Genomic DNA, 13,183 nt, shown 5'->3' on the forward strand with positions numbered 1-13,183 from the left:
GGTTTTTATGCTTGATAGAATCAGCCTTCTGAGTTTCGCACCGGGAACTAGACTAGTTCGCGGTGCAAAACTAAATTTCCAAAAAATAAGGGTACGAATTTAAGATGTTTCCAGGAACCAAAACCTTGGTTTTTATGCTTGATAGAATCAGCCTTCTGAGTTTCGCACCGGGAACTAGACTAAAAGTCGTTACTCACTCCTATAATAGTTCAACCGGACTAAGCAACCTGTTGACACCTTGTGGACACGGATCTGTCAGGAAATCAATGTTTGCGCAAAAAAAAACCCAATCATGTGAAGATTAAAGAAGTCATCAATTAACTAAACGCAACATAAAACCTGTTCTATGGAGTTACCCATGTCCAACGAAGCCGATTTAGTCAAACCTGCCGTTCTCCTGACCATCATTGGTGAAACAGTGCTGAAAGACGCTATTCTCAAGCTATTGAAAAGCTACAATGTAAACGACTACACCATTACTCAAGTGCAGGGTGAGGGTAGCCACGGGAGACGGATGGGAGACATGGTGGGCTACAACACCAACATCGAAATTAAAACAATTTTGTCACTAGAAGTATCTAATGATATTCTTCAATCTATCAAAGACTATCAGGGTACGCAGGCAGTGATCGCCTTTCGCTCTTACGTAGAAACGTTGTAGCAATTGACACTCTGACTGAAGTTTAGACTAGTTGACGGTGCGAAACTAAATTTTCAAAAAATAAGGGTACGAATTTAAAATGTTTCCAGGAACCAAAACCTTAGTTTTTATATTTGATAGAATCAGCCTTCTGAATTTCGCACCGCGAACTAGACTAAATGGGCAATGTCAAAAAAAAGGGGGTCTGATTGAATACAGTCCCCTTTTGGCAGAAGCTGAGAAAAGAACTACCATTACTCAGCTGCCAATATGAAACTTGCCAAACTCCAAGAATTACGCCCGTGCAGCTTACAGGCATTTAGGCAAAGCCCATGATGCCACATTTGAATTGACTGATGCCATACTGCTGACCTGTAACGCCTACAGCTTGGCGGATTTATCTCTGTCTCCAGTTTTCCGACGCAAGTGGCTCAGCATTTATGTTCGCGTTCGCGCAGCGTGTCCCCTTGGGACTCAGCGTTACAAGATAGCAGACCACAGCATCTGTTTGATGCAATTATACATCAAACAGATGCTGACTGTTGGGCGTCCCTCCACGTGCAGCCTGATAGCAGTACTCTAAACTCCAGTCATAAAAGAGCGGTAGAAAACTCCAACTGACGTGCAGCCCCATCATCGACAAAACTCTGTTCGCCAACACCAACTAGTTCCACAATGATTTCACGCGTTGCGGGTGAAAAGTTACCTTCTCGTCCTCCAATCTCAACAATCGTTCGTTGCCCTTGTGAACAAACGTGGTAAGTTGTTGTGCAAAAGGCTCCCGTTTTGTACTCAAAGGTATGACCATCATCCTCATAAAGTGTAAACTCACCTATGCCCATCCAGATCCGAAGCCTCATCTGGTCTAAGGGACGTTCATCTACGTATTGCATGACTGGTGCCATCGGAATAATCGAACCAGCACAAACATATAATGGCATTCGCTCAAGCGGTGCGTGTGCCAGAATGTGAATTGGTCCTTGAAAAGTCTCGCCACTCCACCAGTCGTACCAGCAACCTTCAGGCAAGTACACGGCACGGTGTTCAACACCTGGACGATAAATTGGTGCTGCTAATAATGAGGACCCGAGCATAACTTGGTCACAGAGGGTGAAAGTTTTCGGGTCATTGGGAAAATCATACAGTAGGGGGCGCAGAATTGGTGAGCCAGTGGTTGCGGCTTTCCAGAACAGAGTGTAAATGTAGGGCAGCAGTTGGTAACGCAGTTCGATGTACTCGCGGCAAATTTTTTCAACGCGATCGCCAAACACCCAAGGTTCATGCTGTGCTGTCGTTAATGCTGAGTGTCCCCGCATCAAGGGGTAAAGCATTCCTACCTGCATCCAACGAGCAAATAGTTCAGCCGTCGCGTTACCCGCAAACCCCCCAATATCACTACCCACAAACGCAACGCCCGATAGACCCAAGTTACACATCATCGGTAAGGACATTTCCAGGTGTTCCCACAGGGATTGATTATCTCCCGTCCATACTGCAGACCAGCGCTGAATCCCAGCGTATCCAGATCGTGTCAGAAAAAACGAGCGTTCTGTCGGACGAGATTTTTCAAGTCCTTGATAAGATGCCTGTGCCATCATTTGTCCATACAGGTTATGGGTTTCGGTGTGGGTAGTTCTCTCGTCAGTTGGTCCTTGGGCAGCATCAAAGGGAAACGCAATCTTCTTACCAGGATCACCGAATGGACGGTCATCAAGCGTCGGTTCATTCATGTCATTCCAGATTCCAGCAACACCCACGTCGGTGAGACTGTTTAGCAAACTTCCCCACCAATCTCTAACTTCAGGGCGCAGGAAATCAGCAAAGACGGCTTTATCGGGCCAGACATAGCCGTGAAATAGCTGACCATTCGTTTTCCGAATAAAATAGTCGTTGTTTAATCCCTCATCAAAGACTTTGTAATCTGCTTCTGGCTCGTACTTGACACCTGGATCAACAATTGTCGTTACCTTGAAACCATCTTGCTTGAGATTGTCTATTAATTCTTTGGGGTTAGCAAATCGCTTCTGACTCCAGGTAAAAACCCGGTAGCCGTTCATATAGTCAATATCGAGATGGATAACATCACAGGGAATGCGGCGCTGACGAAATTCATTCGCCAGTTTGCTTACTATATCTTGTGACTCGTAACTCCAGCGACACTGGTGGTAACCTAGTGACCATTTGGGCGGCAAGGGCATCCGTCCGGTTAACTGAGTGTAAGTCTCAATAATTTTTGCCGGTTCTGGTCCATAAATAATGTAGTAATCCAGTTCACCCCCTTGAGTTTCCATCCGCCAAACTCCAGGTTGTTCTGCCCCCAAATCAAAGCGACTCCAAAAAGTCGTATTGAAGAAAAGCCCGTACCCCAATCCAGGACGCAACGCGATGAAAAAGGGAATCGCCTGATACATACTGTCTGTCAGGATACCATAATCAATCGCATCAGATGTCCAGTTGGTTTTGACTTTTGAACGCTGATCGAGCAAGCCAGTGGGTTCACCGAAACCATAAAAATGTTCATCAGCTTCAATCCGTTTCCACCCAGCAATGGCACCAGTCCGCCACCCCATCCCTGAGTCGGCATCGTGAGCAAAGGGCTGTCCGGATTTGTCAAAGCACTGGATACGACAAGGATTGCGAGACACAACGAGGCGCACCTGCTCAGTTTCAATTTCTATAGCCTCTGCTTTTTCTCGTACCTCAAACGGCACAGTCGGCCATTCTTCATCCGCCTGTGCGACTGCCCACGATCGCCGAGGTAGGAATTCGCTCGTTGGTGTCATTCGTACGCGAATTAAGTTCGGGGCTAGTACGCTAACCCTTAAACAGGGATCGCCACACTTGAAGAGAATATGGCGATCGCTCTGTTGTATTGTTTGCACTCCCTCAAGAATTGACCAAGACGGTTCGGTTGTGTGCAGTTGTCCAAAGTATTGCGGCATAATCCCTGATTAAAACATAAGTACTTTCCCCAATTGAGATTTACATAAACTACTGCTAAAAAACGTGTATCTTTAGGCATAGCGTATATCAATGCAGACTTGAATGGAGCGAAAATGATTGCATTATTGGGGCTGTCTGTAAACCAGCCTGGAGGCTCGAACGGTCTGTGCTGTAATCTCAGCACAGACTCTTCAGGGCTACTGAAAGCCTACACTGTACCGCAAGGTCAGTGTAAGTAGTTTACAATGATGTAAACAGACAATCACCGAATCATGCCGAGATGCTTGAGTAATAGTGGATGCTGTATTTATGTTGATCTCAGAATCACTCACACAAGAAACCCTTGCCCATGCTTTGATGGAACTTGCCAATCGTGACAGCGATTTTGCTCACGTTCTCGAAACTCTGGGTTCTCCACCAATATGGGAAAGAAAAGCTGGTTTCCCAACACTTGTGCGTATCATTTTAGAACAACAAGTTTCTTTAGCTTCTGCAAGGGCTGTCTATGAACGCTTGTGTGCAATGGTAGTAACGCTGACGCCAGAAAATTTTCTCACACTTGATGATGTGCAATTAAAAGCAATTGGCTTGAGTCGGCAAAAGACTGTGTACACTCGTGCATTGGCGAATGCTATTGTAAACGGTGAGCTTGACCTTGCTAAGCTAGAGACAATGGACGAAACAATTATCCGGACTGAGTTAAAGCGGATCAAAGGTATTGGAGATTGGACAGTAGATATTTACTTGCTGATGGCGCTGCAACGCCCTGATGTTTTTCCCAAAGGTGATTTAGCATTGGCGATCGCCTTACAAAAACTCAAGAAATTGTCAGTACGTCCAACACCTGAACAACTCGAAACCATTGCAGACAATTGGCGTCCTTGGCGTGCCATCGCTGCAAGAATTTTATGGCACTATTATCTAAACAATCCTAATCGTAAAGGTTTTGAAAAAAGTTCTCCATCCGAGACGTAATTCTGCCAATAAACTTCAACGTGAAGACTAGGCTTATTAAGAATAAAAATTGGAATATCTTCATCAAGTGCACTCTCTTAAATTGGTGTTGTGAATTCATTGAGAGCTTTTAATTCATTAATAATATCTGGTGGGAAAACCCTAGAGTTCAAAACAGGAGGAAAAACCAAATATTCTGCTCCATACAGGAGTCCTTTACGGTGAAGCGAGATAGCTTCTACCAGGCGTAGAAACATGATTGGAATCCATAAGCACAATCTGTTGCTGTAAAAGTAGACAACAACTCGGCTCGTTGTGTACTCATACTGTGGGAGTGGATTTTGTAAAGGCGAAATCATACTCAATCAGGCTCATCTGTCAAAAGTTAGAAAAGACTATATCTATCATTTGACTTATTTTAGGAATAATAACAACTAACCTAAGCTAGTTGTTTTCTCCAGTTTTTTACACAAATTATAACTGCGTCCAAAATGATTTGTCAGAGATTACTTAAAGTGTTTTTTTTAATAAGAAAAATTGGTTTCATAGAAATCGCTTTTGGATGTCAAATAACAACATATTCGTTTTGGAAAGTATGTACGAAGCGCTGACGTAGATTTCGCCGATTTATATTTCCAACTGTGGGAGAAAAGTACTGGCGAGGAGGGCTGCTTGAGTGCGATCGCGCAAATGCAACTGACTCAAAATACTTGTCACGTGATTTCTGACTGTCCGTTCTGAGATGTAAAGTGTATGGGCAATCTCGCGGTTACTCAATCCCATTGCAATTAACCGTAAAACTTCTTTCTCCCTGGGGGACAGTTCTGCTAGTTCTGATGGAATGGCTGAGTGTACTGGTTCAGATATCTCAGGCGCATTTAGGGCTTTTTCAAACAGTCCTGGTCCCATATGGGTGTAGCCTTGATGTACAGCTCGAATGGCGATCGCCAAATCCTCAAGCGGTGTATGCTTCAACAGATAACCTTTTGCTCCATAGCGCATGGCTTGTGAAACATATTCATCATCATCAAATGTCGTCAGTACCAGAATGTTTATTTCTGGAAATCCCTGATAAATCAACCGAGTTGCAGCAACGCCATCCATAACGGGCATTCTAACATCCATCAGGACGACATCTGGTTGCGATGGTGTTCCATAAAGTCTCTGCAATGCTTGAATGGCAAGTTGACCATTTTCAGCGTCACCAACCACTTGTAAATCTGGTTTTGATTCCAGTAAATTCTTAAGTCCTTGACGAATAATAACTTGGTCGTCTACCAGCAACAGTCGAATCATAAGATTTTCGATTTTAGATTTTTTGTTGCAGGTTCAGAATCCATCATACTAGAGTTTAGTATGGGTATGCTTACTTGAATTCGGCATCCCGCTCCTTGTTTGCTAATAATATTAAAATTACCTCCTAATGCAGTTGCTCGTTCTCGCATTCCTTGAAGTCCAAAACCTGTGGTGTTTTGTTCTGGATAAAAGCCTTTGCCGTTGTCTTCCACAAGCAGGCTTATCCTTCCAACTTGCGTCTGCAACTGCACAGTTACCTGAGTAGCTCCGCTATGTTTGGATATGTTGGTCAGTGCTTCTTGTAAAATGCGATAGATAACAGTACTCACCTCAGAAGTCAGAGAATATCTCAGGCTAATTTTACACTCTGGTGTGAGGGTTGTTGCGCTGCTAAAGTCTCGGATAAGGTTGCCAATTGCATTTTCTAGAGATTTTCCGCGCAATGGATCAGCTCGCAGTGTTGCGACAGAACGAGAGACTTCCTGCAATGCTTGGTAAGCGAGCTGTTTTACTTGTTGGAGAAACTCTATGGCTTTATCAACATTAGAAGGCAATAATAGCAAAGCATTCTCTAGCTGAATTGTCTGAGCAGTCAGAGCATGTCCTAGGGAGTCATGAATTTCACGGGCAATGCGATTGCGCTCTTGTAAAGTTGCCTGGTTTTCAATTCGCAAAGCATACTGGCGTAGCTGCTCATGAGCAATTGCTAGTTCTTGCCGACTTCTGCGTTCTGCCAGCACAGCATTAACTAGTAGCAATACAAAAGTCAACGTCAAAGCAAAAGTAATCGCATTATTCAGTATAAAATAGACTGTATTAGGCGGCGGCATTGGTGGCCCCATATAACCCCTTCCATGTCCCAATGGCATTTTGAAGAAAACAGGGGTTCGACTAATTCGTAAAAACTCTGTGTAGACGTATGATATGTATACTAGAGCGGCAACAATTAAGCGACCTTGTAAATTGAACATTTGGCAACTGCGAATCACCGCAATTAACCCAAGCAGGGGAGCACAGCGAAGATGACTGTTTGTCAAAGCTGGTAGCACTGGTAGCAAAAGAATCCCCAATTCTACTACCGTATAGATAACTTTGTAACTGAAGTTGTGCTTTGGCAACCTTAAACCCATGACTCCAAACACAACAATCCTCAAGACAGTGAACCAAGGAGAAGTGTGGAATGGGTAGATAGGGGGAATGAGGAATTCTGCTAACAGACTCATGCCCAATAACAGCCATTCCAGATAGAGTAACAACCGCAGGGAAGGGAAAGAAGGTGACATTTCACTGACAGCAAACAAAAATGGTGCAACGTTTGGGCTACTTTTTACCGTATTTTATGTGAGAGTTTGGGACTAGCGCTTGCTATCCTATTTTAATTTGGTAAAGACTATGACAAAAGTCACAAATTTATGGTTACTTTATTCCCAGGATGTTTGGGACTTTTGCTTCATGTGCTCTATGCGGGGAATCATTTACGATAGCGATGTGATGATCAAAGGACAACGAGAGTTGAGAAATAAGTGGAGTGGCTATAAAACTTGGCAACCGATGCAGACTGTTCTAACACCAGAAAAATTGGAAAAGATTCGCTCGTTTGAGCGCAATTGATACTCGTGATGGAGTTCTTGGTAAGAATTACGAGTGATCAATTGCTAAATATCCATGCTCCAGTTCCCCCCAGTTCTTTGAAAATAGAGGATTGGGGGTTTTTTTTATTTTTAGCTTAGATGCAGAACCTGAAGAATTTTCCGTGGACTGGCAACCGTCATTTCAAGTTTGAGCTAACTCAATATAGGACTCCTATTTGATTTTTGAACAAGGTTCAGTATCGTCCTAACAGGCTGTTCCCCTAGTGGGAACGGCCACGCCAGAAGGCTATCGGGGAGAACCTATGCCCTGCGGGCACGCTGCGATAGCCTTCTGGCGTGGCGTTAGCCATAGAGCGGTTCCGCTAGCCCCTAAGGGAGCCGGAGCTAACGCGCTCCGCCAGTCCCCCAATCTCCTGCACCAGACGCTAGCCCCTAAGGGAGCCGGAGCTAACGCGCTCCGTCACGGAGACAGCCCTAGTGGGAACGGCCACGCCTTACGGTGAGACCAGCGCTGCGGGAGAATTTCCCTCCGCAGTGCTGGTTCACCAAGACGGGGGCTGGTCTCACCTGTTAAGCGTTCCCTGCTCCCTGCTATAAAAGATATGCGAGCCAGAAGACATACTTACGAGTTACGAGAACTTCTTTCCAAGGGATGAAGTTACTTTTGAGTAGGCTGTCATACACTACTTTTTAGTAAGCAGTTATTTTTTACATAAATTTATTAAGACATTATGCAAACTCCAGACGCTGAAACACTACAAAAACTGTTTGAAGAAGAACTGACTGACGATGAGTTGCTCGCTATTATTGCAGGGGTTTTAGAAGATGATGTTGTAAAGAACACTTCCTATCAGCACTGATGTTCCAGCAACTATATAGATATAAATATAGAAAACCCCAGTCCTGACCTTAGGCTGGGGTTCTCGGTTAGGGGTTGCATAAAGTGACCTACCAGCCAGTTATTCTTCCGGTTGCTCCTGTTCTTTCAATAACTTTTCTAACCATAACCCTCCTGTTTCCAGGTTAGTTATCGCTACCTCTCTAGAGCGGTTAGGCGTTGCATTATCTAGTCGCTTCAGCCCAAGGATAACTTCCGATAGCATTTCAAGTAGCTCTTCATCGATTTTATAGTGTGCCATTTAACGCTCCTCCACTTACGACCAAAAGCAGTATTGTACCACTTGTACGCGTCAGCCCAAAAACAAGCCCTCGTTAGTTTTATCTAATAAGGGAATAAAATAGCTGTGGTGACGGTTATCACCTGGTAGTATTTTAACCTTTCTTCAACGGTTAGATGGTATCGATATCAATAACCCAACAAAAGCTAAACCAGCCAGCAAACCATGTTGAAGAAGTTGGCTACTGGCTGGTTATAAAGTTAAAAAGACTACTCCCTTCCCGCTAGAAGAATACCTAATTTAATGAACCGCCAAGACGAGCCAGCGCTGCAGGAGGGTTTCCAACGCCAGATACCTCTGTCGGGAAACCCTCCTATGGCACTTTGTGCCACGCTACGCGCTTCAGTACTGGCTCCTCCGATTGTGGTTCAAATAGATGAAAAACGCTGTAAGTTGAACTTTAACTTAAGACTTATCTTTGGAAAGTTGACTGGTCTGAATTAGGCGATCGCATCTCGAAATTGAATGTAGGGATTTTAGTAAGCTTAGGTTTTACTACTGCTGCGCTGATCGCACTTGCAAAACCAACAGAAGCATTCACACCAAAACAAGGAAACTAAAATGGCTACTAACAATATCGTGCTGGTGCATAGAGCCTTTGCGGACGGCTCAAGTTGGAGCAAGGTGATCTTGCTACTGCAAGACGAAGGCTTTCGCGTCATAGCAGTGCAGATTCCGCTCACCTTCCTAGCAGATGATACTGCTGTGGGTTAGTGATAGCGTAACCCGTGCAAGCGTTGGGTTATTGTATTGTGCGCTGTGTCGGGCGACAACCGTGGATTGTCTATGGGCAAATTCGCACGGCTGACCCAGCTTCAGCTTCTCACCTACCCGCTGGAGAGGTTCTAGCCTTTATCACCAGCTTTGCGGTAGTCTAGTAGGATTGTCCATAAATACCTGCTTGTTACCAATTGAGAACACTTTTCAAGTATTAGACGCACAGCGAATTATCCAATTTCTCATCACACGGTATTAAATATGAACCACACACTCAAGAATAAACGCGCACTGATTACCGGAGGCAGTCGCGGCATCGGGGCCGCCATCGTCAAGCGTTTAGCCAGTGAAGGTGCTGATATTGCCCTCACCTATACCAGTTCTCCCGATCAGGCCAACGAGATTGTGCAGGCGGCACAGGCGCTAGGCGTTCAGGCTTTGGCCATCCAAGCCGACAGCACCGAAGCCAGTGCGGTAGTCGCCGCTGTTGAGCACACAGTGGACAAATTGGGCGGTATTGATATTCTCGTCAATAATGCAGGCGTGGCGGTGATGGCCCCTATCGATGATTTCACGCTCGCAGACTTTGATCGAATCCTCGCCATTAACGTGCGTGCCGTGTTTGTTGCGACGCAAGCCGCACTCAAGCACATGAAAGAGGGCGGACGCATCATCAACATCGGCAGCACCAACGCCGAACGCGTGCCATTTGCTGGCGCCGGTATTTATGCCATGAGCAAATCTGCTCTGCAAGGGCTGGTGCAAGGCCTGGCGCGTGATCTCGGTCCGCGCGGGATTACGATCAACAACGTGCAGCCAGGACCTATCGCTACGGATATGAATCCCCCGGAGGGTGAGTTTGCTGAGATGCTCAAAAAGCAGTTGGCGGTGCCCCGCTACGGGACTGTCGAGGAGGTTGCGGGGATGGTCGCTTATCTGGTTGGTCCTGAGGCTGGTTACATCACCGGCGCAAACCTGATGATTGACGGAGGGTTCAGCGCCTAACAGCCGTAGATGGATGCCTAAGCCAGGAAGTCGCCCTCCTGACTCGGCTACAAAACCGTGCATGAATCTTTGGATTCACACGGCTCCTCAGTAACTTGGTGCTTGTCAAACACACCTAGAAATTCCGAGTTAAAAGGGATTAAGGTAGAGATAATCCTCGTCTATCTCTGGAACTCTAACGGCAACATTATCAGCAGCCGTTTTGGCATCGTGGCAATGTCCGTGAAGTAATTGAAGGTTGTCGTAACAATCCGAACCGCCTTTTGAACGGGGGATTTTGTGGTCGATTTCCATCAAATCACTATCTAGGAAAAACAGTCCACAGTGGTGGGCACATTTTCCTTTCTGCCTTTTCAAGAGTGTTGCCACTCTCGTTGGTGCTTCGAGATGTTTACCCATTCGAGAACTCCAGTAGACCCAATCACCATCAAAAGGGCTTCTGCTTCCTTGCACCTTTGTGTGTCTCACAATAGGAGTTTCACGATGTTTTAGGAGGCGGACTCCTCGATTAATTGATGTGAATACCCAATTATCGAACCCAATAGTTTGCCAATATTTTTGACAACACCATTGAGAGGATTTATTGGGGTGGCGATGTTCTACCCATGCCTTCAATTGGCTGAATAGTATTGAATCAGCTTTGTTGAATATGCGTTTGCTGACGACACTTGCATAGTAGTTTGTCCATCCACGAATGATGGGATTTAGGTGAGTAATTAAATCAGATTGTGGTACTGATTTATGCCTCTCAATCAATTGACCTACCTTCTGCGTGTGTGCATTCAGTTTTGCTTTGCTTGGGGTAATTATGGTTTTGAAACCAAGTAGTGTTCCACCTCGGTTTTTACCACTGTGACATTTCCCTACAGGAAGTTGTCGAATGGTGAAACCCAAAAAATCAAAACCTACGCTATCTTCATGCTTATTAAGAGTATGAGATATTCGCGTTTTACTTGGTTTAAATTCTAGCCCAATTCCGCTTAACCACTCTGCAATAATCTGCTGACATCTTTGGACAACGGCAAGATTTTCGTGTAGAATGACAAAGTCATCCGCAAATCTAATTAAGCTTATTGCCTGTCGGTTAGCCGTTTTTTTTCCGGGTAACGTGAGAGCAAATTGTTTAATTTGATTCTCCATACCGTGGAGGGCAATATTCGCCAATAATGGCGAAATACATCCGCCCTGTGGCGCACCCTCGGATGTTCTGCTGTAGGTTTTCTGCCTATTGGAATAGGCAGCAAAATCAATTACTCCCGCTTTTAACCATTCGCGAATTTGTCGGCGAATGGTGGGAAATGTATTTAATTTTGACAGCAAAGCATTATGGTTAATTCGGTCAAAGCATTTTGCAATGTCAGCATCCAACACATATTTAGGTTTAAACCTAATTGAGAGGAATATTGCCTCAATTGCATCATGGGCGCTTCTTCCTGGTCGAAACCCAAACGAGTTCTCCTCAAATCGGGCTTCCCATTCTGGTTCTAGCGTTAGTTTGACTAACGTCTGCAAGGCACGGTCGTAAATTGTAGGTATCGAGAGCGGTCTTTTTTCTCCCTCTGAGTCAGGTTTGGGTATCCACACCCTTCGAGTGGGTGCAGCTTTACTCCCCAACTTCAGGGATTCTACCAAGATGAGACGTGTTTTTGGGGACAAGCTTTTCAGTCCATCCACTCCTGCCGTCTTCTTACCTCGGTTCTCTTGTGTTACCTTACGCACCGCTAAGCACTTAGCTGACCAGGAGTGTACCAGAGTTTTCTGGAGCTTTCGGACTGCTTTGACATCACCACGCTGCGAGGCTTTGTAGATGCGTTTTTGCAACTTGAATATTCTCCTTTCTAGCTTTCGCCAGGGGATGGTATTCCATTCCACCGTAGTCTTGAAACTCGTTTTAGACGTATACATTGCTACTTGTACCTCTACAATCCAAGTCACCGTGTCTCCGTCTGCATATCCCTTGTATTACCAAGGGCATTGGCTTCTGAGACAATCCTTCTCCCACATGGCTTCCGGTTGGCTACCTGCTCAAGAATTCGACCAATTCTTGAGAGCATATGAGGGATTTACTTCGTTCCCAATTTTCCGTTTGACGCTGGTTTTAGGATTCTCTCTCTTCACCGGGTTTATTGTGAATGCATATTGGTCTGCCACTAATCAGCCAACCACTAATCCTTTCCCGTTTTGGGACAAGCCTAACAGCCTTTTGGCTTGTTTTGCATTACGATGATTCAGTCGAGAGATTTGTATTCCTATCCATGACCAGCTATGTTAGGCGGGATTCCACTTTAGGCTAGCAGTTACCGCCATGATTCCCCGCTTTACCCCAACAAAGAACCACCTTGTTGAAATAGGGGACTTACTGTCACTCCTGCACCTGGAGGGATGGAATTACACCATCACGAAAAACTGAGTTGTCAAGGTTCAGTTGAGATTTCTCCCTTCTATATTCCTTGCCTGTCATCCCTGAGTATTACTACTCATTTTGACAGAACGAATCACACTAGCGAACTGCAAACATAAATCCTCAAAACAGCTTTCCATAGCAATGAGCGAAACCACGTTAACTGCAAATAAAAGAGGTTTCAAAACCACAGGAGCTTGCAAATAGTCTAAAACCGGCTGCAGCACGGCTACGCCTATCGGGGCTAGCGCTGCTGCTTTGCTGTAGATCGCACTTTCAACCAATCAATTCCCATTTATTCTTGACTACATTAATCTACCACAGATATAGCAGACTTGACTTTTCCTCCTATTTAACCCCGAGCTTCGCTCGGGGTTAAACTTTTTCTCTTCTAATATGAGCTAAGGGACTTCCAAAGAATAAATTAATCAATAAAAACAAAGAAGCCAGGTTTTTA

General features: G+C 45.0%; 16 protein-coding genes and 1 pseudogene. 10 read left to right on the forward strand and 7 right to left on the reverse strand.

Going from position 1 to position 13,183, the window contains the following annotated elements; translation table 11 throughout:
- Positions 1-358: 358 nt before the first annotated feature.
- The gene (locus AC5JM2_RS16710; protein ID WP_495835986.1) at positions 359-661 is read left to right on the forward strand and encodes a P-II family nitrogen regulator; all 303 of its coding nucleotides are present in this window, start codon (positions 359-361) and stop codon (positions 659-661) included.
- A 256-nt stretch (positions 662-917) separates the two neighbouring features.
- Complete coding sequence (locus AC5JM2_RS16715) at positions 918-1,223, forward strand: hypothetical protein (protein WP_495835987.1); 306 nt, start codon at positions 918-920, stop codon at positions 1,221-1,223.
- A gap of 7 nt (positions 1,224-1,230) precedes the next feature.
- Here AC5JM2_RS16715 and AC5JM2_RS16720 read toward each other — a convergent pair whose 3' ends face one another.
- Positions 1,231-3,582, reverse strand: coding sequence for a glycoside hydrolase family 31 protein (locus AC5JM2_RS16720; protein WP_495835988.1), 2,352 nt, complete (start codon positions 3,580-3,582; stop codon positions 1,231-1,233).
- 310 nt (positions 3,583-3,892) lie between these two features.
- Here AC5JM2_RS16720 and AC5JM2_RS16725 point away from each other — a divergent pair, with 310 nt between their 5' ends.
- A complete protein-coding gene (locus AC5JM2_RS16725) occupies positions 3,893-4,558 on the forward strand; it encodes a DNA-3-methyladenine glycosylase family protein (RefSeq protein ID WP_495835989.1) in 666 nt (221 codons plus the stop codon).
- Between the two features lie 77 nt (positions 4,559-4,635).
- On the opposite strand, the gene AC5JM2_RS16730 is transcribed toward AC5JM2_RS16725, so the two are convergent.
- From AC5JM2_RS16730 to AC5JM2_RS16740, 3 genes are all read right to left on the reverse strand, one after another.
- Positions 4,636-4,794, reverse strand: a complete 159-nt coding sequence (locus AC5JM2_RS16730) for a hypothetical protein (protein ID WP_210619810.1) — start codon at positions 4,792-4,794, stop codon at positions 4,636-4,638.
- A gap of 370 nt (positions 4,795-5,164) precedes the next feature.
- Positions 5,165-5,833, reverse strand: a complete 669-nt coding sequence (locus tag AC5JM2_RS16735; protein ID WP_495835990.1) for a response regulator transcription factor — start codon at positions 5,831-5,833, stop codon at positions 5,165-5,167.
- Positions 5,830-7,116, reverse strand: a complete 1,287-nt coding sequence (locus AC5JM2_RS16740; protein WP_495835991.1) for a sensor histidine kinase — start codon at positions 7,114-7,116, stop codon at positions 5,830-5,832. Before AC5JM2_RS16740 ends, AC5JM2_RS16735 begins: the two co-directional genes overlap by 4 nt.
- Positions 7,117-7,225: 109 nt before the next feature.
- On the opposite strand from AC5JM2_RS16740, the gene AC5JM2_RS16745 reads away from it, so the two are divergent.
- Together AC5JM2_RS16745 and AC5JM2_RS16750 are read left to right on the forward strand one after the other, a co-directional pair.
- Positions 7,226-7,444, forward strand: coding sequence for a hypothetical protein (locus tag AC5JM2_RS16745; RefSeq protein ID WP_495835992.1), 219 nt, complete (start codon positions 7,226-7,228; stop codon positions 7,442-7,444).
- Positions 7,445-8,156: 712 nt separating this feature from the next.
- Positions 8,157-8,285, forward strand: a complete 129-nt coding sequence (locus AC5JM2_RS16750; RefSeq protein ID WP_495835993.1) for a hypothetical protein — start codon at positions 8,157-8,159, stop codon at positions 8,283-8,285.
- A gap of 99 nt (positions 8,286-8,384) precedes the next feature.
- Here AC5JM2_RS16750 and AC5JM2_RS16755 read toward each other — a convergent pair whose 3' ends face one another.
- Entirely contained in the window at positions 8,385-8,564 is a 180-nt protein-coding gene (locus AC5JM2_RS16755) for a hypothetical protein (RefSeq protein ID WP_495835994.1), read from the reverse strand.
- 282 nt (positions 8,565-8,846) lie between these two features.
- On the opposite strand from AC5JM2_RS16755, the gene AC5JM2_RS16760 reads away from it, so the two are divergent.
- The 4 genes and pseudogenes from AC5JM2_RS16760 (at position 8,847) to AC5JM2_RS16775 (ending at position 10,325) form a co-directional block, all read left to right on the forward strand.
- A complete protein-coding gene (locus AC5JM2_RS16760) occupies positions 8,847-9,047 on the forward strand; it encodes a hypothetical protein (protein ID WP_495835995.1) in 201 nt (66 codons plus the stop codon).
- 117 nt (positions 9,048-9,164) lie between these two features.
- Positions 9,165-9,317: a hypothetical protein gene (locus AC5JM2_RS16765; protein WP_495835996.1), complete on the forward strand. Its 153-nt coding sequence runs from the start codon at positions 9,165-9,167 to the stop codon at positions 9,315-9,317.
- A gap of 35 nt (positions 9,318-9,352) precedes the next feature.
- A pseudogene (locus AC5JM2_RS16770) lies at positions 9,353-9,478 on the forward strand (cytochrome ubiquinol oxidase subunit I); the annotation flags it as partial.
- A 103-nt stretch (positions 9,479-9,581) separates the two neighbouring features.
- Positions 9,582-10,325: a 3-oxoacyl-ACP reductase family protein gene (locus AC5JM2_RS16775; protein ID WP_495835997.1), complete on the forward strand. Its 744-nt coding sequence runs from the start codon at positions 9,582-9,584 to the stop codon at positions 10,323-10,325.
- Positions 10,326-10,454: 129 nt separating this feature from the next.
- Here AC5JM2_RS16775 and ltrA read toward each other — a convergent pair whose 3' ends face one another.
- Positions 10,455-12,260, reverse strand: coding sequence for a group II intron reverse transcriptase/maturase (gene ltrA / locus AC5JM2_RS16780; protein WP_495835998.1), 1,806 nt, complete (start codon positions 12,258-12,260; stop codon positions 10,455-10,457).
- Between the two features lies 1 nt (position 12,261).
- Here ltrA and AC5JM2_RS16785 point away from each other — a divergent pair, with 1 nt between their 5' ends.
- A complete protein-coding gene (locus AC5JM2_RS16785) occupies positions 12,262-12,552 on the forward strand; it encodes a hypothetical protein (protein WP_495835999.1) in 291 nt (96 codons plus the stop codon).
- Between the two features lie 230 nt (positions 12,553-12,782).
- On the opposite strand, the gene AC5JM2_RS16790 is transcribed toward AC5JM2_RS16785, so the two are convergent.
- The gene (locus AC5JM2_RS16790; protein ID WP_495836000.1) at positions 12,783-13,010 is read right to left on the reverse strand and encodes a hypothetical protein; all 228 of its coding nucleotides are present in this window, start codon (positions 13,008-13,010) and stop codon (positions 12,783-12,785) included.
- Between the last annotated feature and the right edge of the window lie 173 nt (positions 13,011-13,183).

The organism is Brasilonema angustatum (genome assembly GCF_059505445.1).